Raw genomic sequence first — 24,003 nt, forward strand, 5'->3', positions numbered from 1 at the left:
GACCGGACCACCTCCTGGAGTGCCCGTGCCCGATCGCGACGACGTCGTCGTCTTCAGTGGTTCCGCCCACCGCCCCCTCGCCCGGGCCATCTGCGACGACCTCGGCGTCCCGCTGTCGTCGGTCGAGATGACCAGGTTCAGCAACGACTGCCTCCAGGCGCAGCTCCAGGCGAACTGCCGCCAGCGCGACGTCTACATCGTCCAGCCGCTGGTGCCGCCCACGCAGGAGCACCTGATGGAGCTGCTGCTGATGATCGACGCGGCCCGCGGCGCCAGCGCGGCGTCCATCACCGCGGTGATCCCCTTCTACTCCTACGCGCGGTCCGACAAGAAGGACGCCTCGCGCATCTCCATCGGCGGCCGTCTGGTCGCCGACATGCTGGCGACCGCGGGGGTCCACCGGGTCATGACGATGACCCTGCACGCGCCCCAGGTGCACGGCTTCTTCTCGGTGCCGGTCGACCAGCTGACCGCGCTGGGCGTCCTCGCCGAGCACTTCCTCGCCCAGGACCTCAGCGACGCCGTCGTCGTCTCGCCGGACTTCGGCAACGCCAAGACCGCGACCCAGTTCTCACGCCTGCTCGGCCTCGGCGTGGCCGCCGGTTCCAAGCAGCGCCTCGCCGACGACCGGGTCGTGATCGACCAGATCGTCGGCGACGTCACCGGCAAGCGGGCGATCGTGCTGGACGACGAGATCGCCACCGGCGGGTCCATCGTCGAGCTCCTCGACCGGCTCGCCGACCAGGGCTGCACCGGCGCGGCCGTCGCCTGCACGCACGGCCTGTTCGTCGGCAAGGCCGTGGACCGGCTGCGGCACCACCCGATGATCACCGAGGTCGTCACCACCGACACGGTGCCGGCACCGCAGGACTGGCCCGAGCTGAAGGTCCGCAGCGTGGCCGGCCTGTTCGCCGAGGCCATTGCCCGGGTCCACGCGGGCGAGTCGGTGAGCAGTCTCTTCGACGGGGTCGACCCGCAGTTCGGACCGCCCCAGGCCAAGCTGTTCGGCTGACGCCGTGAGTTCGGTCGCGTCCTGATGCGCGAGGACGGGCGCAAGACCTAGCCTGTGCGACTGTGCCCCGTCCGACGCTCGACGCGCCCATCGGGATCTTCGACTCCGGGTTCGGCGGGCTCACCGTCGCCCGCTCCGTGATCGACCAGCTGCCGCACGAGTCACTCGTCTACCTCGGAGACACCGCCCGCCAGCCCTACGGACCCAAGCCGATCGGCGAGGTGCGCGAGTACGCCCTCGAGTGCCTCGACCACCTCGTCGCCCAGGGCGTCAAGGCGCTCGTGATCGCCTGCAACTCCGCCAGCGCCGCGATGCTCCGCGACGCGCGCGAGCGGTACGACGTGCCGGTCGTCGAGGTGATCCTGCCGGCGACGCGGCGGGCCGTGGCCGCCACCCACAACGGGCGGATCGGGGTGATCTGCACCCGCGCCACCGCCGAGTCCCTGGCCTACGACGACGCGTTCGCCGCCGCGCCGCAGGTCACCCTGACCACGCGTGCGTGCCCGCGCTTCGTGGAGTTCGTGGAGGCCGGCATCACCGGCGGCGACGAGCTCCGGGGCGCAGCCCACGAGTACCTGGATCCGCTGGTGGATGCGGGTGTGGACACGTTGATCCTCGGGTGTACCCACTACCCGCTGCTGACGGGCATCATCTCCTTCGTGATGGGGGACGGGGTCACGCTCGTGAGCAGTGCCGAGGAGTGCGCGAAGGACGTCTACAAGCTGCTGGCGTCGCGCGAGCTGATGCGGCCCGGCGGCGAGCCGTCGTACCGTTTCCTGACCACCGGCACCCCCGACGAGTTCGAGCACATCGGACGCCGGTTCCTCGGCGCCGAGCTCACGATGGCCGCCCAGTACGCCGGCGGCCTGGCATGAACCCCGCGTCGACACGACCGGCGATGCGGCTGCTGGTGATCGGCTGCTCCGGCTCGTTCGCCGGCCCGGACTCCGCGGCCAGCTGCTACCTCGTCGAGGCGGATGGCGCCGACGGCGCGACCTGGCGGATCCTGCTCGACATGGGCAGCGGCGCGCTCGGCCCCCTGCAGAAGTACGCCACGGCCGAGGACCTGCACGGGGTGTTCTTCAGTCACCTCCATCCCGACCACTGCCTCGACCTCTGCGGCCTCTACGTGCTCCGCAAGTACCACCCCGGTGGTGCCCTGCCGCGCATCCCGGTCTTCGGGCCCGAGGGCGTCGCGGCGCGGATGGCCGGGTCCTACGGCCTGCCCGAGAGCCCGGGCATGAACCACGAGTTCGACTTCCGGGAATACGCCGGGCCGGTCGAGCTCGGGCCGTTCCGGGTCGAGGCGTACGCCGTCGCCCACCCGGTCCCCGCCTACGGACTCCGCGTCACCGCGCACGGCCGGACGCTCGCCTACACCGGAGACACGGGTGTCTGCGACGGGCTGAACGAGCTCGCGAGGGGCGCAGACCTGCTGCTGGCCGAGGCGTCGTTCCGGCACGGTGACGACAACCCGTCCGACCTGCACCTGACCGGGCGCGAGGCCGGCGAGGTCGGCGTGCGCAGCGGCGTACCCAGACTCGTGCTCACCCACGTGCCGCCGTGGTACCGGGTCGCCGACATGATCGCCGACGCCGCCGGGGTGTACGACGGCGACCTCGAGGCCGCCGTCCCCGGCGCGATGTACGAGATCTGAGATCTCCGACGGGCCGGGCCTTGCGGCCGACGATCGCGTGATGCATCCGATCGGTCACGATGCACGTGGAGTGTGGGCCGGGATGGCAGGCTGTTCGCCATGATCAAGGTGAAAGGGCTCACCCGGGCCTACGGGAGTTTCATCGCCGTCGACGACATCAGCTTCGAGTGCAGGCCGGGCACGGTGACCGGCTTCCTCGGCCCGAACGGGGCGGGCAAGACGACGACCATGCGGGTCATGGTCGGGCTCACCCCCGCCACGCACGGAGACGTGACCATCGGGGGACTGCACTACCGCGACATCCCCAACCCAGGACGGCATGTCGGCGTGCTGCTCGACGCCTCGGCACAGCACGCCGGCCGCACCGGACGCGAGGTCCTCGAGATCGGCGCCCGCACGATGGGGCTGCCCGGGGTCCGGGTGGACGAGATGCTCGACCTGGTCTCGCTCGACGGCCGCGAGGCCAAGCGCCGTGTCCGCAACTACTCGCTCGGCATGCGCCAGCGCCTCGGGATCGCCCACGCCCTGCTCGGCGACCCGTCGGTGCTGATCCTCGACGAGCCCGCGAACGGCCTCGACCCGGCCGGCATCCGCTGGATGCGTGGCCTGCTCAAGGGGTACGCCGACCAGGGCGGCACCGTCTTCCTCTCCAGCCACCTGCTGCACGAGGTGGAGCAGATCGCCGACGAGATGATCCTGATCGGCAACGGCCGGATCGTCGCCCGCGGCACCCGCGACGAGCTCCTGCGCGACGCGACCGGCGGTGTCTTCACCACGCTGGTCACCGCGCTGGACAACCACCAGCTGGCCGAGGCGCTGACCGAGCGCGGACTCGTCGTGCACCAGGCCGGCGAGGGACTGCGGGTCACCGCGGAGCCCGTCGACGTCGGCCGGATCGCCGCTGACAAGCAGATCGTGCTCACCGACCTGCGGGCCGGTCACGAAGGGGGCCTCGAGGACCTCTTCCTCGAGCTCACCGCCGAGACCCAGCGCGACGTCCTGCCCAACGACATGTCAGCCGACGAGGTCCGCGCATGAGCGCCATGGCCGCTCCCACGACGCTCGACGTCTCGCACACACCGAGCGTCCCCTTCGGCCGCCTGGTCCAGGTCGAGGCCCGCAAGCTCGCCGACACCCGCGCCGGCCGCTGGCTGCTGATCGCGATCGCGGCCCTGACCGTGGTCGTGCTGGGGATCCAGCTCGCCGTCGTCGTCGCGAACGACGTGAGCGTCACCTACCTCGACTTCCTGCTCGGCGCGAACACGCCGATGGGCATCCTGCTGCCGGTCCTCGGGATCATGTCGGTGACCAGCGAGTGGAGCCAGCGCACGGCGATGGTGACCTTCACCCTCGAGCCCTCCCGGCTACGCGTCATCGCCGCGAAGTTCGTGTGCGTGATGATCCTGTCGGTCGTCGCCCTGGTGGTGGGCCTCGTGATCGGCGCATTCGCCAACGTGCTGTACGGCGCGATGTCCGGCGACACGGTCGTCTGGGGGAATGTCGGCACGATCGCCGTCGACTACCTGCTGGTCTGGGTGCTCGGGATGGCCACGGGCTTCGCCTTCGGCATGGTGTTCCTCAACTCGCCCGCGGGCATCGTCTTGTTCTTCGTGTACTCCTTCGTGCTGCCGGCGCCGTTCGAGATCGGCGCCCACCTGCTCGGCTGGTTCCACGACATCCGTCCCTGGATCGACTTCAACAATGCGCAGGGCCCACTGCTCGACGCCACGATCCACGGGAACGAGTGGGCACAGCTGGTCACGTCCGGGCTGATCTGGCTGGTCCTCCCGTTCCTGATCGGGCTGGCGCGTATCCAGCGGGCGGAGGTCAAGTGAGCACCGAGACGGCTCCGGCCTGGACCCTCGACGTCTCGGGTACGCCGGGGATCCCCTTCGGCCGGCTCTTCGGGGTCGAGCTGCGCAAGTCCGTGGACACCCGCGCCGGCCGCTGGCTGGTGGGGATCACGATCGGCGCGGTGCTGATCGCGGAGACGATCTTCCTGATCGTGTCCGCCGCCAAGGACCTCGACTCGGTGTACGGCGACTTCGTGGCCGGCGCTGCGATCGTGTCGTCGTTCCTGCTCCCGATCCTCGGGATCATGCTGGTGAGCAGCGAGTGGAGCCAGCGCACGGCGATGACCACGTTCAGCCTCGAGCCGCGCCGGATGCGGGTCGTGATGGCGAAGATGCTCGCCGGCATGACGATGACGCTCTTCGTGATCGCGTTCGCGCTGGGCATCGGGCTGGTCGGCAACCTGCTGTTCGCCGCGATCCAGGGACAGAGCCCGGTGTGGAGCTTCGGGTGGACCGGCTTCACCGGCTTCCTCGTCACCCAGACGTTCGCGATGCTCGGCGGCTTCGCCCTGGCCTGCCTGTTCCTGAACACCCCGGCCGCGATCGTCGTGTACGTCGTCTACAAGTACGTCCTGCCCGGTCTGATCGCGCTCGGCTCGCTGATGGCCTGGTTCTCCAGCCTCGCTCCGTGGATCGACTTCCAGTCCGCGCAGAACGAGCTCTACGACCTGCCGCTGACCTCGACCCAGTGGTGGCACCTCGTGGTGAGCGGGGTCATCTGGCTGCTGGCCCCGTTGCTGATCGGGCTGTGGCGTATCCGGCGCGCCGAAGTGAAGTAGGCCTCCTCGCCTCTCCGGTCGGAGCACCTGGCTAGGGTCTCGGCCATGGATACCCCCGGATCCTCAGCATCTCCGCGCAGCGACGGTCGTGCCGACGACGCCCTCCGCCACGTCACCATCACCCGCCACTGGCTCGACCACGCGGCCGGCTCCGTGCTCGTGGAGTTCGGCCGCACGCGCGTGCTGTGCGCGGCCTCGGCGTCCGAGGGGGTGCCGCGGTGGCGCAAGGGGAGCGGACTCGGGTGGGTCACCGCCGAGTACGCCATGCTTCCGGCCTCGACCAACACCCGCTCCGACCGCGAGTCGGTGCGCGGCAAGATCGGTGGCCGCACGCACGAGATCTCCCGGCTGATCGGCCGGTCCCTGCGCGCGATCATCGACTACAAGGCGCTCGGTGAGAACACGATCGTCCTCGACTGCGACGTCCTGCAGGCCGACGGGGGCACCCGCACCGCCGCCATCACCGGGGCGTACGTCGCGCTCGCCGACGCCGTGACCCACCTCCGGTCCCAGGGCTCCCTCACCGGAGAGCCGCTGACCGGCTCCGTCGCCGCCGTCAGCGTCGGGATCATCGACGGCATGCCGCGGCTCGACCTGCACTACGACGACGACGTGCGGGCCGAGACTGACATGAACGTCGTGATGACCGGCGACGGACGCTTCGTCGAAGTGCAGGGCACCGCCGAGGGTGCGCCGTTCGACCGCGCCGAGCTCGACACCCTGCTCGCCCTGGCCGAGAAGGGCTGCGCCGAGCTCACCCGGCTCCAGCAGCAGGCCCTGTCCTCGTGAAGGTCTTCCTCGCCTCCCGCAACGTCAAGAAGCTCGCGGAGATGCAACGGATCCTGGCCGAGGCCATCGCCGATCACGGCGGCTCCGAGATCGACGTGCTCGGGCTCGACGACGTGCCGGCATACGACGAGCCGGTCGAGGACCAGCCGACCTTCGCCGGCAACGCGCTGCTCAAGGCCCGGGCCGGCCTCGCCGCCACGGGGCTGCCGTCGGTCGCCGACGACAGCGGCCTGTGCGTCGACGCGCTGAACGGGATGCCCGGCGTGCTGTCCGCCCGCTGGTCGGGAAAACCCAAGTCGGACCAGCGGAACAACGCGCTGCTGCTGGATCAGCTCGCCGATGTTCCGGACGAGCGACGGGGTGCCCACTTCACCTGCGTGATCGCCTTCTGCACGCCTGCCGGGCCGGATGACGAGAGCCGAGAACTGGTCGTCGAGGGCCGCATGGAGGGCCGGGTCATCCGCGAGACGCGCGGCTCCGGCGGCTTCGGGTACGACGTGCTGTTCGAGGCCGTCGAGTACCCCGGCCGGACCACCGCCGAGCTGGAGCCCGCGGACAAGGATGCGATCTCCCACCGCGGCCGCGCCCTGCGCGAGATCGCGCCACAGATCGCGGCCGCGCTCCGCTGACGTGGCTGACAGGGCTGACGGGGCTGAGTGGACTATCCCCGGTAGCGCGGCCGCCCGCGCATCGGGCCGTAGCTGACCCAGCCCGGCCGTGGGGGCGGGCCCAGCCCGCCGCCCGGGGGCAGATTCTCCGGGTCGTTGCCCACGCCGAGCAGGCTGCGGGTGACCACCTGGGCGCTGTCCAGCAGATCGTCGAGGGCGCGAGCGGTGTGCTCGGCGGTGACCGCACGGAGGGTGGCCTGGTCGCGCAGCGCCTCGAGCACCGCGCGGCGCACCAGCTCCTTGAGGAACGACGCCGTCACGCCGTCGGTGCGCTCGACGACGTCCTCCAGGTCGGCTTCTGTCAGCTCGATCGGCACGTCGCGCGCGTAGAGGTCGAAGAGCCGGCGGCGTGCCGCCGCACCCGGCAGGTCGATCTCGACCGCTACGTCGACCCGCCCCGGACGTGCTGCGAGGGCCGGCTCCAACAGGTCGGCCCGGTTGGTCGTCAGCACGAACAGCAGGTCCGCATCCGGCGCCGCACCGTCCATCGCGTCGAGCAGGTCGAAGAGCACCGGGCTCGAGCCGTGCCCGAAGCTCCGGTCCTCGGCGACCAGGTCGACGTCCTCGAGCACCATCACCGCCGGCTGGAGATCGCGGGCCAGCTCGGCCACCGACCCCACCGCGTGGAGTGACCGACCGCTCAGCAGCAGCCGGGTGTAGCCGGGCATCCGGCCGACCAGGTAGCGCGTCGTGTGCGTCTTGCCCGTGCCCGGGGGACCGAAGAGCAACAGCCCGCGCTTGACGTGCTGGCCGACCGCCAGCAGTGCCTCGCGGTGCGCGGCCACTCCGAGTGCGTGGCGCTCGACCCGCTCCAGCACGATCTCCGGCAGCACGACGTCGTCGCGGGCCGTGGTCGGGATGTCGGCGAAGGTCAGGGCCACACCTCCCATCGGGGAGGTCCCGACATCGAGGACGTGTCCCCGGTACACGTTCAACCGGCTTCGAAGGTCCTCGAGCTCCGCGAGCACGGCCTGCGCCACGTCGACCGGCAGGCCGGCGATCTCCACGATCGCTCCGTGCTCGTGCTGGCTCGGCCCGATCACCAGCACGACGTACCGGCCCCGCGCGTCGTCGACCGTCAGCGCCGCCAGCGTGAAGCACGCCAGCGTCGTACCGGGCCCGTTGGGCAGGTCGACCAGCGGTGGTGCCGACAACCGGAGCGGAGGGATGCCCTCGCCGTTGATCAGCTGCTGCAGCCGGACGCCGTCGTAGTGCGGAGGTGTGGCGATGCCGTGTACGTCGACCCGGCGAGCGGGCTGGGGCATCCAGTGCTCGAGGGCCGTCTGGAGGTTCACGTGCTCGAACGCGGGCAGCTCACGCGTGACGACCGAGTGGGTGGTCCCCTCGTCACCGAGGAAGTCCTGGACCAGGGCCACGACCGGATTGCGCTCCGACTCGTCGAACCGCCCGGCGTGCAGCCACGTCAGGAACGACCGGAACTCGCGTGCGAACTCGCGTGCCTCGTCGTCGGTGGCCCCCGTCATGCGCTCACCCTGGCACATCGCGAGGGGTGGGTGCGCTCGGAGAGATTCGAACTCTCACTGGCCGCGACCTAAACGCGGTGCCTCTACCCGTTGGGCTACGAGCGCGTGGGCGACAAGTCTAGGGAGCCCTCGCGCACGCCCAGGCGGGTGAGCACCAGCAGCCCGGCCACGACGTACCCGGCCCCCTGGAGCGCCAGGATCGGCATGATCCCCGTGGGACCGCCGAAGAACCCGGCGACGCTCGAGCCCACGACGACGCTGATCGCCTGCGCGAGCGAGACCAGGCTGAAGACGCGGCCTCGGCGGTCGTCGGTGGTGTGGCGCTGGTAGAGCGTCATCACGCCCGCGATCATGACCGCGCCGGGCAGGCCGACGACGATCATGCCGGCCGCCGCCGGCCACGGCGTCACCCAGAGCAGCGGGTAGAGGAAGATCGCCAGGTCGACCAGGCCGAAGGCGATCGAGCCCGCCCACACCATGGCCACCGGCGACCACCGCTCGGCGACGACCGCCACCAGGAAACCGCCCACCACCCCGCCGATGGCCTGGACTCCGGTGATCACGCCGTACTCCTGGCCGGTGCCGTGCAGGACGTGACGCACGTACGGCGCGAACAGGGTGCCCATGATCCCCTCACCGGTGCTCGTGATCAGCAGCATCAGCATCAATGTCCGCAGGACCGGGCTCGCGGTGACGGTCCGGAGTCCGACCTTCCACTCCTCGACCAACCCGGCGACCCGACCCCGCACGACGTCGGCCGCCTCCTCGTCCGCAGCGGTGGAGGGGGACTCGAGGAGGGCCCGGCCGGCCGTGCGGATCCGCGTGATCAACAGGGCCGCCACGACGAAGGTGACCGCGTCCGCGATCGCGATCGCCCGGATCCCGCCGGTGGCGGCGATCACGCCGCCGAGGCCCGAGCCGACCAGCCGCGCCAGGTTGCGGATCTGGCTGTTGAGGCCGTTGGCCGCGACCAGGTCGGCGTCCCCGACGATGCGCGGCAGGAAGGCCTGCTCGGCGGGGGAGAAGAAGACCTCGATGCAGGACTGCACGGCCAGCACGACGTACACCAGCCAGATCCGGTCGGCGCCCGAGACGCGGAGGAGCGGCAGCAGGCCGACCGCGAGGAGGAGGTTGGTGACCACCATCGTGCGCGTGCGGTCCCAGCGGTCGACGAAGACGCCGGCGATGCTGCCGACCAGCACCTGCGGCACGAACGCCGAGAGCAGGGCCGCCGCGGACGCCAGCGTGGACCCGGTCAGGGCGTACACCGAGTACGCCAGGCCGACCGACAGCAGCCAGTCGCCGGTCATCGAGACCAGGCCGGCCCCGAGGAGCAGCCTCAGGTCCGGCGCTCGGCCGAGCAGGCGGATCGGAGCGCGGAGATCGGATGACGGCATGACGACACCGTAACGACATCACGATGATGTCGCAATGGTGTCGTGGCTGGCATCAGCCGGCGAGCAGATCGGCGACTCAGCCGATCCCCAGGTCCTTGCGCAGCTTCGCGACGTGTCCGGTGGCCTTCACGTTGTACTGCGCGAGCTCGACCTTCCCGTCCTCGTCCACCGCGAACGTCGACCGGATGACGCCCTCGACCGTCTTGCCGTAGAGCTTCTTCTCCCCGTACGCGCCGTAGGCGTTCATCACCGACCTGTCGGCGTCGGAGAGCAGCGTGATGGTGAGGCCGTCGCGCTCTCGGAACTTCGCCAGCTTGGCGGGGGAGTCGGGCGAGATGCCGAGGACGTCGTACCCCTGGGCCTGCAGCGACGACAGCGAGTCGGTGAAGTCGCAGGCCTGCGTGGTGCACCCCGGCGTCATCGCCGCGGGGTAGAAGTAGACGATCGTCTTGCGCCCGCGGGAGTCCGCGAGGGACACCGTCCTCCCGTCGTCGGTGGGAAGGGTGAAGTCGGGGGCCGGGTCTCCGGCCGAGAGGCGAGTCATGGGGCGAACCTACCCATCCGGACCGACGACCAGCGTTGGTAGCCTTCCGGCGTGACCCCGTCACCCAGCAAGGAGACCGCAGCGCTCGAGGCCGAGATGGAGGCCACGCGCGAGCGGCTGGCGGGCACCATCGACCAGCTGGTCCACCGCGCGAGCCCGAAGACGATCGCGCGCCGCGAGATCACCTCGCTCAAGGGCTACTTCGTCGACCTGCAGACCGGGCAGCCGCGGACGACGAACATCCTCAAGGTCGCCGGTGGCGTGCTGGGCGCCGTCGTGCTGTTCGCCGTCGTGCGCAAGCTCGCCTCCGACTAGCCGGGACGAAGGTCTGACGTGCCCGACAAGCTCCCGATCAAGATGCTCCACGACCGGCTCCTGGTCGAGGTCGACCGCGAGAGCGGCGAGCGCCGTTCGGCAGGCGGCATCGTGATCCCGGCGACCGCCGCGATGGGCGCGCGTCGCCTGGTGTGGTCGCGCGTCGTAGCGGCCGGCCCGCACGCGCGGTCGGTGCAGGTGGACGACCGGGTGCTCTTCGACCCCGAGGACAAGGCGGAGGTGGAGGTCCAGGGCGAGACGTACGTCGTGATGCGGGAGCGCGACATCCACGCGGTCGCCGCCGACCGCCTGGGCGACGAGACCGTCGGGCTCTACCTGTGACCTGAGCCCGGACCAGCCGAAGACTCAGCCGGTGAGGTCGGAGGACCAGCGCTCCTCGATGCGTCCGAACCTCCACACGCCGAGCGCCACCACCCAGGCGAGCACGAACAGCACGACGATGCCGTAGCCGGCGTAGTCGAGCGGGATCGACGCGACCGTCGCGATCGGGCCCGACGTGATGTGTGCCTCGTCGGCGAGCACCCCGAGCAGCTCGATCGTGCCGATGATCAGCGCGACCGCCACCGAGATGCTGGTGATCGTGATGTTGTAGAAGACCTTGCGGACCGGGCGCGCGAAGGCCCAGCCGTACGCCGCGTTCATGAACACCCCGTCGACCGTGTCGGCCAGGCACATCCCGGCGGCGAACAGGATCGGCAGCACGAGGATCGCGTAGAAGGGGAGGTTGAACGCCGCGGCGCCCCCGGCCAGCACCAGCAGGCCCACCTCGGTCGCGGTGTCGAAGCCGAGCCCGAACAGCACGCCGATCGGGTAGATGTGCCAGGGCTTGCGGACGCTCTTGGTCAGTCCGCCCAGGAAGCGGTTGAGAAAACCGCGCTTGTTGAGCTGCTCCTCGAGCTGCGCCTCGTCGTACTCACCGCGCCGCATCTCCCGGAACACCCCGAGGATTCCCGAGAGCACCACCAGGTTGAGCAGCCCGAGGATCCACAGGAACACCCCGGACACCGACGCCCCGATCACGCCGGTCACGGAATGGAGCGTGGAGCCGTCGTTCTCGACCGGGCCGGCCAGTGCCTTCACGCCCAGCGACAGCAGCAGCGCCAGCAGGAACACGATCGTGGAGTGACCGAGGGAGAACCAGAACCCGACCGACAGCGGCTTGCGGGCGCCGGTGACGTCTGCCGCGTCGGCGAGCAGCTTCCGCGTCGTGTTGTCGACGGCCGCGATGTGGTCGGCGTCGAAGGCGTGCCGCAGACCGAAGGTGTAGGCGAGCACGCCGACCCCGACCGTGAACACGGGATGGTCGCCCCCGAGGTCGAAGTGCTGCGGCGTGACCAGCCCGAACAGGATGCCGATCCCGGCGACGTGGAGCAGCACGATGAAACCGCCCATGCCCCACAGGGAGCGGCGATCGGCCGGCGTCAGGCTGCGGCGGAAGCCGGCCAACGGGCTCTCGGACCGGACCGTCGCGTACGCCGTCTGCGCCATGGCCCCATTTATTCGCATCTCGCTCCTTGTTGCAAGTCGCTTGCAACAAGGAGTACGTCGCGGCGCGGCGTACGGATGGGTCCGGGCGGGTCCGCCCTGCTAGTTCGCCCAGACGGTGGCGACGTCCTTCCGGTAACGCCGACCGGGCACCGCGTTGAGCACCGCCAGCACGGGAGGCGGGATCTGCTTGCGCAGGCCTGCCACGTCGTCCGGGGCCGCGCCGTCGAGCAGCCACGCGATGAACGTGCCCTGGTTGCCCCGGTGGGCCTTGCGCACGGCCACCTGCGCCGCCTTCAGCTGGGGGGTGGAGTGGTGAGCGGCCGCGAACGGCTCCAGGTCGGCCTCCTCGTGGGCGAGGTGCTCGAGCAGCACCTCCGAGAGCTCGCCCACGGCGGCCCGCGCTGCTGCCGCCTGGGTCGCCGCGGGGTCCTCGGCCAACCGGCGTACGACCTCGTCGGCGTGGTCGAGGGCCGAGAGCATCCGCGCGTGCTCACCACCGAGGTCACTGGTCAGGGACTCGTCGGCCCCGAGCTCCCGGAACGCCGGCCAGAAGATCGTCTCCTCGTCCTGGTGGTGGTGGTGGAGCTGGTAGCTGAAGTTGTCCCAGGCGGCGACGAGCTGGTCCGCCCGCTCCTGGGAGTGGTCCGGAAACGTCCCGAGTGCCTGGTCGAAGCGCACCAGGTCGCGACGGAAGGCCGCGTGGATGACGGTGTTCATGCTCGTGTGCTCGGTCATGAGCCCCCCTCGTGTCGGGACGCATCCTGCACCACCGGCGGACCTGATGCCAGAGCAGCGGCGGACATGCAGAAGCGGCGGGACCGCGCGTCGTGCACCCACGCCGGGCCGAAGCCCAGCAGCTCGTCGATCCCCCCTGCGCGAGGCGGTCCCACCGCCGTCCCTCCATGGAACGCCCGGTCTTCCCATGACGCTAGGGACTTTGGTCCCGGTCGTGATGAGCGACCGGTCAGGGCTCGGCAGCGCCGCGTCGGCCCACTACGTTGGAAGCGATCTCGACGACCGGCCCGACGAAAGGACCGAGATGACCCAGTACGCAGTCACCGACCCGCGCACCGGGGAGCGCATCAGCGACGTCCCCACCGACTCCGACGAGCAGGTGCTCGCGGCGGTCGCGGCGGCCCACGAGGCCTACACCAGCTGGGGACGCACGAGCTCGGTGGCCGACCGCACCAAGCTCGTCCGCCGGGTCGCCGAGCTGCACTCCGAGCGCCGCGAGGAGCTCGCCGCTGCGATGAACCGCGAGATGGGCAAGGCGATGGACGACGCGCTCGGCGAGGTCGACTTCAGCGCCGCCATCTACGGGTACTACGCCGACCACGGCGAGGAGTTCCTGGCCGACGAGGAGATCCCGCTGCTCGAGGGCGAGGGCCGGGCCGTCGTACGCCGGCGGCCGCTCGGCGTGATCCTCGGGATCATGCCGTGGAACTACCCCGCCTACCAGGTCGCCCGGTTCGCCGGGCCGAACCTGACCGCCGGCAACTCCGTGGTCCTCAAGCACGCTCCGCAGTGTCCTGAGTCGGCGGCTCTCCTTTCCCGGATCTTCGCCGACGCGGGCTTCCCGGAGGGCGCCTACGTCAACGTCTACGCCTCGAACGAGCAGATCGAGGAGCTCATCGGGGACCCGAGGATCCAGGGCGTGTCGCTGACCGGCTCCGAGCGGGCGGGCTCCGCGGTCGCGGCCACGGCCGGGCGCCACCTGAAGAAGGTCGTGCTCGAGCTCGGTGGGTCCGACCCGTTCATCGTGCTCGGCTCCGACGACCTCGACGCGACGGTCGACGCCGCGGTGGCGGCGCGGATGGAGAACACCGGGCAGGCCTGCAACGCCGGCAAGCGGTTCATCGTCCACGACAGCCTGCACGACGAGTTCGTCGCGAAGTTCACCGCGAAGATGCTGGGCCAGGAGACCGGGCCGCTGTCCTCGCAGCTGGCGGCCGACCGCCTCGACGCGCAGGTCCAGGGCGCGGTCGCCGCGGGAGCGCACCTCGAGACGAACGGCGAGCGCAACGGTGCCTTCTACCCCAGCGGCGTCCTCACCGGGGTCACCGAGGAAAGCGACGCGTTCCACCAGGAGCTGTTCGGTCCGGTGGCGATGGTGTTCCGGGCCACGGACGAGGCGGACGCCGTCCGGATCGCCAACGACACGCCGTACGGTCTCGGCTCCTACGTCTACACCAACGACCCGGAGCAGGCGGCACGCGTGGCCGACCAGATCGACGCCGGGATGGTGTTCGTCAACGGTGTCGGCGCCGAAGGCGTCGAGCTGCCGTTCGGCGGCGTGAAGAGGTCCGGCTTCGGGCGCGAGCTCGGTCGGTTCGGCATCGAGGAGTTCGTCAACAAGAAGCTGATCCGCACCGTCACCTGACGCGTCCCCTCGCGTGTCACTGGACCCGTGCCTGTCTCGTCTCGGGATCGGACGGAGATTCCGGGACGAGAGGGGATGAGGTCGTGCGCGTGTTCGTGGCAGGCGGAACGGGAGTCGTGGGGCGGCGGTTGGTGCCTCAGCTGGTGGCGAACGGCCATGAGGTGACCGCGACCACCACCACCGAGACGAAGCTGTCCCTGCTCGCCGAGTGGGGTGCCAAGGGTGTGGTGATGGACGGGCTGGACCCCGTCTCGGTCGGGGAGGCCGTCGGATCGGCCGCGCCGGACGCACTTGTGCACGAGATGACGGCCATCTCGCCGGCGCACGCGGGCAAGCCGGACATGCGGCACTTCGATCGCTGGTTCGCCAAGACCAGCCGGCTGCGCACCGAGGGGACCGACCACCTGCTCGCGGCGGCCGAGGCGGCCGGCGTACCGCACGTCGTGGCGCAGAGCTTCGGCGCCTTCAACGGTCTCCAGGACGGGGGGTGGGTCAAGTCCGAGGAGGACCCGCTCGAGTCGTTCGCCGGGACTCCGGCGGAGGCCGGTATGCGAGCGGTCCGCCACCTCGAGGAGGCGGTCCTGGACGCCGGTGGTGCCGTGCTGAGGTACGGCTCCCTGTACGGGCCCGGTGCCACGGACGACCAGGTGGAGCTGGTGCGGAAGCGGTACTTCCCGCTCGTGGGTCGCGGTCAGGGGTACTGCTCCTGGGTGCATCTCGACGACGCGGCGAGCGCCACCGTGCTGGCGGTCGAGCAGCAGGCGTCCGGGGTGTTCAACGTCGTCGACGACGAGCCGGCTCCGGCCGCGGAGTGGCTGCCCCACCTCGCCGAGGTCGCGGGAGCCAAGCGCCCGATGCGCATCCCGGTCTGGGTCGCCCGGCTGCTCGCCGGTCCGATGGTGGTGACGATGATGACGCAGGGCCGTGGGTTCTCCAACGCCAAGGCCAAGCGCGAGCTGGGCTGGGAGCTGCGCTATCCGTCGTGGCGTGACGGCTTCCGGGAAGGACTGACGTGACGCGCGAGGAGGAGTTCACCGGGCTGCGACCACTGCTGTTCGCGATCGCCTACCGGATCCTCGGCAGCGTCAGCGAGGCCGAGGACGCCGTGCAGGAGACGTGGGTGCGCTTCCAGACCTCGCCGACCGAGCCGAGGTCCACCAAGTCCTACCTCTCCGCCGTCGTCACCCGGATCGCCATCGACGTGCTCCGGTCGGCACGGGCCCGGCGTGAGTCGTACGTCGGCACCTGGTTCCCCGAGCCGCTCGTGGACGACCCGTACGAGGACCCGGAGCGGGCCGCGGAGCTGGCGGACTCCGTCTCGATGGCGTCCCTGCTGCTGCTCGAGCGGCTGAGTCCGCTCGAGCGCGCTGTGTTCGTGCTCCGCGACGTGTTCGCCTTCGACTTCCGGGAGGTCGCGTCGGCGGTGGGCCGGTCCGAGGACGCCTGCCGCCAGCTCGCCGTACGTGCGCGCCGGCACATGGCGGCGGGACGACCGCGGTTCGAGGCCGACCGTCGTGAGCGGGAGGAGCTGGCCGGCCGGTTCTTCGACGCGATCCGCGAGGGCGACATCGACGGGCTGCAGGAGCTCCTGGCGGCCGACGTGCAGCTGGTCGCGGACAGCGGTGGCAAGGCACCCCAGTGGGGCTCGGGCGCGTTCGGCGGCGAGAACGTGCGGCGGCTGCTGGCGGCCGCCCTGCCGTGGCTGGAGACGGTCGACATCACGATCGAGGAGCACGCGCTCAACGGTCAGCCGGGCGCGATCTTCCGCGACCGGGACGGCCGGGTGCTCAACACCTGGACGCTCGACATCGTCGACGGACGCATCCAGACGATCCGCACCGTGCTCAACCCGGAGAAGCTCGCGCACGTGGGCCCGGTCGCCGACGCCTGGGCGGTGCTGCAGGAGGCGACCGAGGCCCGGCGGCGTCCCCGCTGAGCCTCGCCCGCCCTACCGAGGTCGCACGTTGTAGTTCCCCGCGAACAGGTTGTCGGGGTCGTACCGGCGCTTGACCGCCGCCAGCCGCCGGCGGGTTGCCGCGGGGTAGATCGCGGCGACGTCCTCCTCGGTCGCCGTGGTCAGGAAGTTCGCGTAGGCACCCCTGACGTGGGGACCGACCTTGTCCCAGAGCGCCTCCATCGCGGGTCCCGCCGCGTCGATCACCGGCTGCGGACCGATGAACGTGGCCACGAACATCAGTTGCGCGCTGCGATGGGCGTACGCCGTGGCGTCGTCGGGGATGCGCGACACGGCGCCTCCGACACTCCGGAGCCCGATGACCGGCGACCGCTTCGACGCCCCGACCTCGGCCAGAGCCTGCAGCACCTTGGGCGCCGACTCCTCGTCGACGAGGCCGTTGCGACCCAGGAACCGGATGCCGGGCGGCGGGACCATGCCTTCCTCGAGGATCTCGCCGTAGGGCTTGAGCGTCACGACGTCCTCCAGCACCGTGCCGAGCCGCCGGATCGGGTCGATCGCCTCCGCCGCGCGCTGCGGGTCGTCACCGTCGAAGGCGACCAGCACCTGGACCGGTGCGTCGGGTCCGCCCAGGAACGGGTTGGCGAAGACGACGTTCGAGGTGAGCTCCTCGGGCGCGGTGCGGAAGTACTCCCCCCAGCCCGTCAGCACCGCGGCCGTCTCGGCCGCCGGGAACGAGATGGTGCCGAAAAAGACATCGGTCGTGCGGTGCGCCAGGAACTCGAACGCCGTGACGATCCCGACGTTGCCGCCCCCACCGCGGATCGCCCAGAACAGCTCGGCGTTCTCCTCGGTGCTCGCGCGCAGGACGTCGCCGGCAGCGGTGACGACCTCGGCAGCCACCAGGTTGTCGAGGGCGAGGCCGTACTTGCGCACCTTCCAGCCGATGCCGCCGCTCAGGGTCAGGCCACCGACCCCGACGCTTTTGGTGTCGCCCGACGAGATGGCCAGTCCGTGCGGGGCGAGTGCGTCCGCGACCTGCCCCCAGGTCGCGCCGCCGCCGATCCGTACGACGTGCCGCTCCTCGTCGATGACCTTGACGTCCGCGAGCCGGCGTAGGTCGATGACGACCCCGTCGGCGTTGGTGCCGAAGCCCGGGAAGCCGTGGCCGCCGCCGCGGACCGACAGTGCGAGTCCCACGTCCCGGACGAACCGGACTCCTGACTGCACGTCGCTGACGGACGCGGGTTGCAGGACGTACGCCGGGGTGCCGACCGCCAGCACGGTGCGGCTGGCCGCGTCGTACCCGGTCGCCCCCGGCTCGATGATGCCGCCGCCGAACTCGCGGCGGAGTGTGTCGAGCGCTGAGCTCATCTGTCGACCTCCATGCAGACTGTGGGAACAGGGGGTTGACGAGACCGCGCCCGGATTTCTGACATGCGCGGCGATGCGGGGCGTCGAGGGCGTCTGCGGAGTTAACCTGACCGGGATGTCACGGCGTCTTCCGCTTGCTTCCCTTCTCGCCGCCGGCGTGGTGGTCGTGATCGCCGTTGTCGCGACGATCCTGTCGTCCGGCGGCGGTGATCGTCAGAGCTCCTCGTCGACCTCCGCAGGCCCGTCCCGCCGCCTGGCGCCGGCGACGTCGACGTACCCCGCCGCAGGCGTGTGTGGCCGTACGACGGGCGCGGTGCTGGTCGTCAGGATCGAGCCCGATGCGCCCGACCCACGTTGCGCCTCGGTCGACGCCGACCAGCGGCTGCGCGTGGTCAACAACACCGGCGACTTCGGCCAGCCCCCGCACACCGTCACCGTGACCTGGGTCCCGGGTCAGCGCTTCACGCTGCGTCCGGGAGAGGCGCGGACGTTCCAGAGGCAGTTCGGTACGTACCTGGCCCGGGGGGTGCACGACCTGAGCGTGCAGTCGGGGTATCGCGCCGAGATCTGGTTGCACTGACCGGCGCGGCCGGGAAAGTCGAAATGCCCGGTTTGCCGGACTGCTGCCCTTAGCGTGGAACGCCGAACGCGTCGGTTGTGCCGACGTGCGACCGGCATCACTGACGAACGGGAGATCCCATGGTTCGCCCTGTGATCGCCGCTCTCGGCGGTCTCGCGCTCGTGGCGGCGCTCTGCAGTCCACCTGTCACCGCGGCCACGGCAGCGACCTCGGACGGACGCGCCCATCACTACGACGCGCGTGGGCTGGACTCCTGCAACGCCCCGACGCACTCCCAGATGGCGGCGTTCTGGCACCAGACCCGCTGGTGGTGGTGGGGCGTCTACATCGGTGGCGTCAACCGCGCATGCCCGAACACCAACCTCGCCCCGCACTGGATCTCCCGGGAGCTGCGACGTGGTTGGGGCCTGCAGCCCATCTGGGTCGGCCTCCAGGCGCCGTGCGCCAACCAGAGCGGCCTCGCCCGGATGAGCTGGAACCAGACCCGCGCCTACAAGCAGGGCCGGCGTACCGCTCGACACGCCTACCACCGGGTCCAGGACCTGAAGATGAACGGCCACACCCCGGTCGTCTACGACATGGAGGCCTTCGACACCTCCAGCGGCCGGTGCCGCCGCGCCGTCAAGGCGTTCGTCCGCGGGTGGACCTACCAGCTGCGCGACAAGACGCCGGCCTCGCCGGGCTACTACGGGTCGTCGTGCGCCTCGGCGCTCACCTCGATGTGGTACATCTCCCCGCGCCCTTCCTACGTCTGGGGCGCCAACTACGGCACGGGCCGCAAGGTGAAACGGATGAGCTGTGTCCGGTCCGACATCTGGCCGACCCGGCTGAAGCAGTACACCGGAGGCACGAACGTGACGGAGAACGGCGTCACCCTGAACGTCGACAGGGACTGCGCGGCGGGACCGATGTACGCCCCTCGCCGCCGCAACGTCGGTGTGTGCAGTTGATCCCCGGCTCCGCGCTCGCCGGTCGGCGTCCCGGCCGGACCTGGTACGCCGTGGTGCTGGCGTGCCTGGTCGTGCTGACCGGGTGCGGGGGCACCTCGGCCCCGGAAGACAGCAGCGGCCTGGTGCCGTGGACGGACGAACCCGCCCAAGCAGCGCAGCTCGCGCAGTCCGCGACGTTCCCGACCTGCAAGGCCACCGCGCTGCGCCTTCCCCGTCACGAGCAGCGGTGGGGCGGCGTCTGGAACGACGCCGTCTCGGGCTTCTTCATGGTCGAGAACTCCGGGCGCCGCCCCTGTGCGCTGCCCCGCCCCTCCCGGGTCACGGCCACGACCCGCTCGCCCCTGCGGGTCGGCTTCGAGGTCGGCGGGCTCGCGGCACCCGCGGTCGTCCTCGACCCCGGTGACCGGGTGCAGGTGCAGGTCAGCTCGCCGTACGACTGCGGGAAGCCGCTGGTCCGGTCGACAGGGTTCGCCTTCGTCTTCCCCACCGGCACCCTGCGCGTGCCGGGTGCGCGCATGGCGGTGCAGTGCGGTGGCTCGCTGGTGGACTTCACCGCGCGAAGCTCAGGGACAGTCCGCAGCAGCACCATGCCGCCCGCCTCACGGCTGCGCACCACGATCTCGCGTGTCCCCCTGACCGCCGCCGCCGGCGACACGGTCAGCTACGCAGTCACCCTCACCAACCCCACGTCCACCGCGATCTCGCTCGACACCTGCCCCTCCTACCAGGAAGGCATCAAGGGACAGCCGTCGTCGGTGCACACCTACCGGCTCAACTGCGGCAGTGTCACCCGGATCGGTCCCCACTCCAGTGTCAGCTTCGCCATGCAACTGCCACTCCCCGAGGGGCTGGCGCCCGGCGCCGCCGTTCTCGACTGGAAGCTGAACCTGCCGTCCGGGCCGGTCGGCACGGGACAGTTCGCGTCCAGCGGCGTGACGATCGAGTGAGGATGCCTACCCGGTCTGGCCGGTACCACCCACCTCGATGTCCACGTACATGCCCATGGCCCGGTGAGGATCGCAGAAGAGGGTCCATGATCCCGGGGTCAGGTTGACCATGAGGGTGACGTCTCCGGGGGCGTCCGCCACCTCGGTGATGTCCTGGTCGGACCCGTCCGGGGCCTCGAGGGAGAAGTTGTGGGCCGTGCTCGTGTCGTCGACGGTGAGCCAGTAGACGCCCGGCCTGAGGTCGATCGTGCGGTCGGACGAGTTCGTGTAGCCCTGTGCGGTCTGTCCCTCGAAGGAGAGCTGGATGCACGCGGTCGGCTTGGGCATGGCATCCGGGTTGGTGCAGTACGACCCGGCCAGCGCACGCCCCTCGGCGGACGCGCCGGAAACCGGTGTGGTGACGGCCAGGGCCGTCAGCGCGCCGAGCACCAGCGATCGAGCAGCAGCTCGGTTCCTCATCACGTGATCCTCCTGCGGCAGGGGAGTCGGTCGGCAGACGACGCTAGGGCCGCGAGGGATCGGACGAATCGTCAGGACATCGGAACTTTCGTCGGTCTCCGAGATTGTTCCTGGGTGTCGAGATGGTGCACGAGCTCGGTGCGCGACCGCAGGCCGAGCTTGGAGTAGATGTGGGTGAGGTGGCTGGCGACGGTCCGTTCGGTGAGGAAGAGTGTCGCCGCCACCTCTCGGTTGGTCAGCCCTCGAGCGACCAGGCCCGCGACGCGGCTCTCCGCGGCGGTCAGGCCGGTGGTCCGCACGCGTCCGCCGACGGAACCGAGCTCGGCCCGGGCGCGGGACGCCCACCAGTCGGCGCCGACCTCCTCGAAGCCGCTCAGAGAGCGGTGGATGGCATCGCGCGCCGGAGTCTTCTGTCGGGACCGGCGCCGGAGGACGCCCAACGCCAGGAGGGCACGCGCACGACCGAACGGGTCTCCCACCTCGTCGAGGGCGGCGACAGCGTCCACCAGGAGAGCCTCGCCGGTCGCGACGTCCGCGCGGGCGGCCGCCACCTGGCCACGGCATCGTCTGACCTGGGCAAGCACCCAGGCGCGCTCCACTCGCAGGGCATCTGCTTCCCACGCGTCGACCAGTGCGGCCGCATCCTCCGTACGGCCCAGGGTGAGCAGGAGCTCGGCGTGGTCCGCGGTCCACCAGCGCACGCTCGGCTCACGCCACCCCAGCTCGACCGCGCCCTTGTCCGCCCGGGTGAACCACGCCAACGCGTCCGAGCGGTCTCCGGCTGCCGCCGCGACCATCCCCAGGACGGCCATGTGCTGGGGGGCGGCCGAGAACATCTGTTCATCGGCCAGGTGGAGGGCGCGCTCCGAGTGGGTCCGGGCGAGCTCCATCCGACCGCGATGTACGGCGACGACAGCGAGGGGCAGGTGGTCCTGCGGCACCTCGAGGCCGTACTGGATGGCAGTCTCGTGGGCGAGGGCTGCGTGCTCCGATGCGCGCCCCCAGCTCCCGGACCAGAACTCGAGCCAGGCGAGACCCCACAGCGCTCGAGCACAGCGGGGCTCGTCGCGTTGCCACCACTCCTGTCGTTCGCGCTCCAGGAGGTCCTGGGCCACGTGCCGGAGCCCGACCGGCGCGTAGGTGTTCACCAGCGCCTGTGTCGCCTCCTGCACGAGACGCTCGCCTCCCAGCGCGGCCGGCAGGCTCCGCACCAGGTCGGGCAGGTCATCGGGGGCCCGGCCCACTCCCGCGAACCAGTCGAGCACGGCTTTCACGGCCCGCGCCCGGTCACGACGTACCTGGTCGTCCAGCTGCTCGGCGAGATCGAGGGCAGCGCCGGCGTGGTCCACACCGCCGTGGAAGCGGACCATCCACGCCAGCCGGCAGTGGATGTCGGCCCGCATGGCGGGGTCGTGTGCTTCGCGCAAAGCGGTGTCCAACAGCTCGGCGGACTGGTCGACGCTTCCGAGCTCGGCCAGCAGGAGGAGCGTCTGCGTCCGGCACGAGTCCCGGTCCGGTTCCGACAGGAGGTTGTGCGCGATGGCCCGGGCCCGCGTCCACTCGCCGGCGGCCTGGTGCGCTCGTGCGGCTGCCAGGGCTCGCCGTCGTCGGTCGGTCGACGCTGCGGGAGGCGTCAGGCGGACCGCCTGCTCGGCGAGCTCGGCTGCGATGGCTGAAGCGCCTCGCGCGATGGCGACCCGGACGGTCGCGTCCAGCTCGTCAGCAGATGGCCCGCTCGGCTCGTCCTGCGACAGGGCGAGATGGCGGGCGCGCAGCAGGGGATCCTCCGGGCGCGCAGCAGGGGATCCTCGATGAGGGTCGCAAGTCGGGCGTGGACTGCTCGCCGCTCGCCGCCCAGGGCCTCGTACACGACGGTCGAGAACAGCGGGTGCGTGAAACGCACGTCGCCGTCCCGGCGTTCGACCACCTGGGCGGCGACAGCCGGTTGCAGGGTCTCCGCGTCGAAGCCGGCACGGCGCACGAGCCCGTCCGAGATCGAGCCGAGAGCCGAGGCGAGAGCCAGGAGATCCCGAGTCGGCCCCGGCAGCGCCGAGAGCCTCGTCCGAACGAGTCGCTCCAACGATGCGGGCACCGGAGCCGGCCCGAAAGGGTCGGTGTCCGCCTGGAGGACGCGTGCCAGCTCGAGCGCGAACAGCGGGTTGCCGCGCGACTGCTGGTGGATGCGGAGCATCGTCTGTCGTCCGTACGGCGTGCCGAACCGGTGGAGCAGGAGCTGGTGAAGGGCCTCGACGCTCAACGGCCCGAGGGCCAAGCGTGCGAAGCGTCCCCGGAGCACCGCCTCGAGCTCCGACACGGACATCCCCGCCTCGGTGCGCCGGGCGAGGAGGACGTGTAGGTGATCGCCGGGGAGCCGACGCAGGGCGAAGGCGAGGGTGCCGGACGACGCCGGGTCCAGCCACTGCACGTCATCGATGGCGAGCAGGACCCGGTGGTCCCGGCCGAGCAGCTGCACGACGTCACGGACCGCGAGGGCCAATGCCCGGTCATCGACGGGACCCTGCTCCGGCTCGGCCCTCAACATCGTGACCTCGAGCGCCCGGCGCCTCGGCGGCGAGATCTCGGCAAGGACCTCGTCGAGCACGGCGCCCTCGAAGAGGTCCGTGAGCCCGGAGTGGGGCATGCCGCTCTCGGCCTCCGCCGGCCGCGCGCGGAGCATGTGGAACGAGTGCCCCTGTGCGTAGGCGAGCCCGGCCTCCCACAGCGTCGACTTGCCCGTCCCGGCCTCGCCCTCGATCAGCAGGCCCATCTCGACCGCACCGGTGGCGTCCAGGAAACCCTGGATGGTCGTCAGCTCGCCCGCTCGGCCGACGATCTCGTTGCCCGCGTCGGCACGCGCGGCAGACCCAGGGTGGTCGCGACTCATCGCGGTCAAGATTAGGCCGGGGCGGACGTATCGAGGTCCCTGATCGCAGTTTCCGCCGGTCGTCGGGGACCGATTGGTACGCCATCAGGGACTCGAACCCCGAACCCGCCGATTGCTCCCAAGGGTGTGTGGCGTTGGTGGCTGATCGAGAATCTGGCTCAACCAAAGGGTTTTCGTCATCGACAACGCCACTCGTTGATGGCCATTGACGAGCAGTTTCCGGGCACTAAGCGGGTACCAAAGTCCTGGCGGGTCGCAGACTTGGGCCACGGAAAGCTCGTCGCGTCAGCAGACTCTCGGATCTCTGCGACGGCCTCCAAGGATGCCCGACGTTCTGAATGGCCGCATGTTGCTATAGCAATGACAGCTATGATATTCGTGTGAAGAGCCGAGGCGATGTGCTACGCGAGGTGATGCTCGATACGGGCACCACTCAGTCGGAGCTGTCCCGGCTCAGTGGTGTGCGACAGCCGAGCATCAGTGGCTTTCTCTCCGGGCGCGTCGACC

At 70.7% G+C, this 24,003-nt stretch carries 25 protein-coding genes and 1 tRNA gene; 16 read left to right on the forward strand and 10 right to left on the reverse strand.

Going from position 1 to position 24,003, the window contains the following annotated elements:
* Positions 1-25: 25 nt before the first annotated feature.
* From VGK78_RS00805 to VGK78_RS00840, 8 genes are all read left to right on the forward strand, one after another.
* The gene (locus tag VGK78_RS00805) at positions 26-1,012 is read left to right on the forward strand and encodes a ribose-phosphate diphosphokinase (protein WP_331525345.1); all 987 of its coding nucleotides are present in this window, start codon (positions 26-28) and stop codon (positions 1,010-1,012) included.
* 62 nt (positions 1,013-1,074) lie between these two features.
* Positions 1,075-1,887, forward strand: a complete 813-nt coding sequence (gene murI / locus VGK78_RS00810; protein WP_331525346.1) for a glutamate racemase — start codon at positions 1,075-1,077, stop codon at positions 1,885-1,887.
* A gap of 23 nt (positions 1,888-1,910) precedes the next feature.
* Positions 1,911-2,669 (forward strand): MBL fold metallo-hydrolase, encoded by a 759-nt coding sequence (locus tag VGK78_RS00815; RefSeq protein WP_331525347.1) that lies wholly within the window; start codon positions 1,911-1,913, stop codon positions 2,667-2,669.
* Between the two features lie 99 nt (positions 2,670-2,768).
* Positions 2,769-3,707, forward strand: a complete 939-nt coding sequence (locus tag VGK78_RS00820) for an ABC transporter ATP-binding protein (protein ID WP_331525348.1) — start codon at positions 2,769-2,771, stop codon at positions 3,705-3,707.
* Entirely contained in the window at positions 3,704-4,504 is an 801-nt protein-coding gene (locus VGK78_RS00825) for an ABC transporter permease (RefSeq protein WP_331525349.1), read from the forward strand. Before VGK78_RS00820 ends, VGK78_RS00825 begins: the two co-directional genes overlap by 4 nt.
* Complete coding sequence (locus VGK78_RS00830) at positions 4,501-5,301, forward strand: ABC transporter permease (RefSeq protein ID WP_331525350.1); 801 nt, start codon at positions 4,501-4,503, stop codon at positions 5,299-5,301. The genes VGK78_RS00825 and VGK78_RS00830 overlap by 4 nt, the downstream gene beginning before the upstream one ends.
* A 45-nt stretch (positions 5,302-5,346) precedes the next feature.
* The gene (rph, locus tag VGK78_RS00835) at positions 5,347-6,090 is read left to right on the forward strand and encodes a ribonuclease PH (RefSeq protein ID WP_331525351.1); all 744 of its coding nucleotides are present in this window, start codon (positions 5,347-5,349) and stop codon (positions 6,088-6,090) included.
* Complete coding sequence (locus VGK78_RS00840; protein WP_331525352.1) at positions 6,087-6,719, forward strand: non-canonical purine NTP pyrophosphatase; 633 nt, start codon at positions 6,087-6,089, stop codon at positions 6,717-6,719. Before rph ends, VGK78_RS00840 begins: the two co-directional genes overlap by 4 nt.
* A 32-nt stretch (positions 6,720-6,751) precedes the next feature.
* Here VGK78_RS00840 and VGK78_RS00845 read toward each other — a convergent pair whose 3' ends face one another.
* The 4 genes from VGK78_RS00845 to bcp all read right to left on the reverse strand — a co-directional run bounded on the left by VGK78_RS00845 (position 6,752) and on the right by bcp (position 10,183).
* Positions 6,752-8,242, reverse strand: a complete 1,491-nt coding sequence (locus VGK78_RS00845) for an ATP-binding protein (protein WP_331525353.1) — start codon at positions 8,240-8,242, stop codon at positions 6,752-6,754.
* Between the two features lie 31 nt (positions 8,243-8,273).
* A tRNA-Leu gene (locus VGK78_RS00850) sits at positions 8,274-8,347 on the reverse strand.
* On the reverse strand, positions 8,338-9,639 hold the full coding sequence (locus VGK78_RS00855) for an MFS transporter (protein WP_331525354.1): 1,302 nt from the start codon (positions 9,637-9,639) through the stop codon (positions 8,338-8,340). Before VGK78_RS00855 ends, VGK78_RS00850 begins: the two co-directional genes overlap by 10 nt.
* Before the next feature lie 76 nt (positions 9,640-9,715).
* On the reverse strand, positions 9,716-10,183 hold the full coding sequence (gene bcp, locus VGK78_RS00860) for a thioredoxin-dependent thiol peroxidase (RefSeq protein WP_331525355.1): 468 nt from the start codon (positions 10,181-10,183) through the stop codon (positions 9,716-9,718).
* 51 nt (positions 10,184-10,234) lie between these two features.
* Between bcp and VGK78_RS00865 the strand changes: the two genes are divergently transcribed.
* Positions 10,235-10,498, forward strand: a complete 264-nt coding sequence (locus tag VGK78_RS00865; protein WP_331525356.1) for a DUF3618 domain-containing protein — start codon at positions 10,235-10,237, stop codon at positions 10,496-10,498.
* Between the two features lie 42 nt (positions 10,499-10,540).
* Complete coding sequence (locus VGK78_RS00870; protein ID WP_331525369.1) at positions 10,541-10,840, forward strand: co-chaperone GroES; 300 nt, start codon at positions 10,541-10,543, stop codon at positions 10,838-10,840.
* Between the two features lie 24 nt (positions 10,841-10,864).
* Here the strand turns inward: VGK78_RS00870 and VGK78_RS00875 are convergent, their stop codons facing one another.
* Positions 10,865-12,007, reverse strand: coding sequence for a HoxN/HupN/NixA family nickel/cobalt transporter (locus tag VGK78_RS00875; RefSeq protein ID WP_331525357.1), 1,143 nt, complete (start codon positions 12,005-12,007; stop codon positions 10,865-10,867).
* A 99-nt stretch (positions 12,008-12,106) separates the two neighbouring features.
* Positions 12,107-12,742: a hemerythrin domain-containing protein gene (locus VGK78_RS00880; RefSeq protein ID WP_331525358.1), complete on the reverse strand. Its 636-nt coding sequence runs from the start codon at positions 12,740-12,742 to the stop codon at positions 12,107-12,109.
* A 304-nt stretch (positions 12,743-13,046) separates the two neighbouring features.
* Between VGK78_RS00880 and VGK78_RS00885 the strand changes: the two genes are divergently transcribed.
* The 3 genes from VGK78_RS00885 (at position 13,047) to VGK78_RS00895 (ending at position 16,323) form a co-directional block, all read left to right on the forward strand.
* The gene (locus VGK78_RS00885) at positions 13,047-14,387 is read left to right on the forward strand and encodes an NAD-dependent succinate-semialdehyde dehydrogenase (RefSeq protein ID WP_331525359.1); all 1,341 of its coding nucleotides are present in this window, start codon (positions 13,047-13,049) and stop codon (positions 14,385-14,387) included.
* Positions 14,388-14,470: 83 nt separating this feature from the next.
* Positions 14,471-15,403 (forward strand): NAD(P)-dependent oxidoreductase, encoded by a 933-nt coding sequence (locus tag VGK78_RS00890; RefSeq protein WP_331525360.1) that lies wholly within the window; start codon positions 14,471-14,473, stop codon positions 15,401-15,403.
* Positions 15,400-16,323: an RNA polymerase sigma-70 factor gene (locus VGK78_RS00895; RefSeq protein ID WP_331525361.1), complete on the forward strand. Its 924-nt coding sequence runs from the start codon at positions 15,400-15,402 to the stop codon at positions 16,321-16,323. The genes VGK78_RS00890 and VGK78_RS00895 overlap by 4 nt, the downstream gene beginning before the upstream one ends.
* A gap of 12 nt (positions 16,324-16,335) precedes the next feature.
* On the opposite strand, the gene VGK78_RS00900 is transcribed toward VGK78_RS00895, so the two are convergent.
* Positions 16,336-17,676 carry an FAD-binding oxidoreductase gene (locus VGK78_RS00900; protein ID WP_331525362.1) on the reverse strand — a complete coding sequence of 447 codons (1,341 nt, stop codon included), beginning with the start codon at positions 17,674-17,676 and terminating at the stop codon, positions 16,336-16,338.
* A 115-nt stretch (positions 17,677-17,791) separates the two neighbouring features.
* Between VGK78_RS00900 and VGK78_RS00905 the strand changes: the two genes are divergently transcribed.
* The 3 genes from VGK78_RS00905 to VGK78_RS00915 all read left to right on the forward strand — a co-directional run bounded on the left by VGK78_RS00905 (position 17,792) and on the right by VGK78_RS00915 (position 20,153).
* Positions 17,792-18,256, forward strand: coding sequence for a hypothetical protein (locus VGK78_RS00905; protein WP_331525363.1), 465 nt, complete (start codon positions 17,792-17,794; stop codon positions 18,254-18,256).
* A gap of 119 nt (positions 18,257-18,375) precedes the next feature.
* On the forward strand, positions 18,376-19,206 hold the full coding sequence (locus VGK78_RS00910; protein WP_331525364.1) for a glycoside hydrolase domain-containing protein: 831 nt from the start codon (positions 18,376-18,378) through the stop codon (positions 19,204-19,206).
* Positions 19,197-20,153 carry a hypothetical protein gene (locus VGK78_RS00915; RefSeq protein ID WP_331525365.1) on the forward strand — a complete coding sequence of 319 codons (957 nt, stop codon included), beginning with the start codon at positions 19,197-19,199 and terminating at the stop codon, positions 20,151-20,153. The genes VGK78_RS00910 and VGK78_RS00915 overlap by 10 nt, the downstream gene beginning before the upstream one ends.
* A 6-nt stretch (positions 20,154-20,159) precedes the next feature.
* Here the strand turns inward: VGK78_RS00915 and VGK78_RS00920 are convergent, their stop codons facing one another.
* The 3 genes from VGK78_RS00920 to VGK78_RS00930 all read right to left on the reverse strand — a co-directional run bounded on the left by VGK78_RS00920 (position 20,160) and on the right by VGK78_RS00930 (position 23,496).
* Positions 20,160-20,612 (reverse strand): plastocyanin/azurin family copper-binding protein, encoded by a 453-nt coding sequence (locus tag VGK78_RS00920; RefSeq protein WP_331525366.1) that lies wholly within the window; start codon positions 20,610-20,612, stop codon positions 20,160-20,162.
* A gap of 71 nt (positions 20,613-20,683) precedes the next feature.
* Positions 20,684-22,015 carry a LuxR C-terminal-related transcriptional regulator gene (locus VGK78_RS00925; protein ID WP_331525367.1) on the reverse strand — a complete coding sequence of 444 codons (1,332 nt, stop codon included), beginning with the start codon at positions 22,013-22,015 and terminating at the stop codon, positions 20,684-20,686.
* 230 nt (positions 22,016-22,245) lie between these two features.
* A complete protein-coding gene (locus tag VGK78_RS00930; RefSeq protein ID WP_331525368.1) occupies positions 22,246-23,496 on the reverse strand; it encodes an AAA family ATPase in 1,251 nt (416 codons plus the stop codon).
* Positions 23,497-24,003: the final 507 nt, after the last annotated feature.

The sequence above is a fragment of the Nocardioides sp. genome (assembly GCF_036503465.1).
GTDB lineage: Bacteria > Actinomycetota > Actinomycetes > Propionibacteriales > Nocardioidaceae > Nocardioides.

Excerpts from the sequence above, each read along its gene's own strand:
- VGK78_RS00930 (WP_331525368.1), bottom strand. The coding sequence starts at position 23,496 with ATGAGTCGCGACCACCCTGGGTCTGCCGCGCGTGCCGACGCGGGCAAC.
- VGK78_RS00815 (WP_331525347.1), top strand. The coding sequence starts at position 1,911 with ATGCGGCTGCTGGTGATCGGCTGCTCCGGCTCGTTCGCCGGCCCGGAC.
- VGK78_RS00910 (WP_331525364.1), top strand. The coding sequence starts at position 18,376 with ATGGTTCGCCCTGTGATCGCCGCTCTCGGCGGTCTCGCGCTCGTGGCG.
- VGK78_RS00820 (WP_331525348.1), top strand. The coding sequence starts at position 2,769 with ATGATCAAGGTGAAAGGGCTCACCCGGGCCTACGGGAGTTTCATCGCC.
- VGK78_RS00920 (WP_331525366.1), bottom strand. The coding sequence starts at position 20,612 with ATGAGGAACCGAGCTGCTGCTCGATCGCTGGTGCTCGGCGCGCTGACG.
- VGK78_RS00870 (WP_331525369.1), top strand. The coding sequence starts at position 10,541 with ATGCTCCACGACCGGCTCCTGGTCGAGGTCGACCGCGAGAGCGGCGAG.
- VGK78_RS00880 (WP_331525358.1), bottom strand. The coding sequence starts at position 12,742 with ATGACCGAGCACACGAGCATGAACACCGTCATCCACGCGGCCTTCCGT.
- VGK78_RS00875 (WP_331525357.1), bottom strand. The coding sequence starts at position 12,007 with ATGGCGCAGACGGCGTACGCGACGGTCCGGTCCGAGAGCCCGTTGGCC.
- VGK78_RS00845 (WP_331525353.1), bottom strand. The coding sequence starts at position 8,242 with ATGACGGGGGCCACCGACGACGAGGCACGCGAGTTCGCACGCGAGTTC.
- VGK78_RS00885 (WP_331525359.1), top strand. The coding sequence starts at position 13,047 with ATGACCCAGTACGCAGTCACCGACCCGCGCACCGGGGAGCGCATCAGC.
- VGK78_RS00905 (WP_331525363.1), top strand. The coding sequence starts at position 17,792 with ATGTCACGGCGTCTTCCGCTTGCTTCCCTTCTCGCCGCCGGCGTGGTG.
- rph (WP_331525351.1), top strand. The coding sequence starts at position 5,347 with ATGGATACCCCCGGATCCTCAGCATCTCCGCGCAGCGACGGTCGTGCC.
- VGK78_RS00900 (WP_331525362.1), bottom strand. The coding sequence starts at position 17,676 with ATGAGCTCAGCGCTCGACACACTCCGCCGCGAGTTCGGCGGCGGCATC.
- bcp (WP_331525355.1), bottom strand. The coding sequence starts at position 10,183 with ATGACTCGCCTCTCGGCCGGAGACCCGGCCCCCGACTTCACCCTTCCC.
- VGK78_RS00855 (WP_331525354.1), bottom strand. The coding sequence starts at position 9,639 with ATGCCGTCATCCGATCTCCGCGCTCCGATCCGCCTGCTCGGCCGAGCG.
- VGK78_RS00925 (WP_331525367.1), bottom strand. The coding sequence starts at position 22,015 with ATGCGGGCCGACATCCACTGCCGGCTGGCGTGGATGGTCCGCTTCCAC.
- VGK78_RS00825 (WP_331525349.1), top strand. The coding sequence starts at position 3,704 with ATGAGCGCCATGGCCGCTCCCACGACGCTCGACGTCTCGCACACACCG.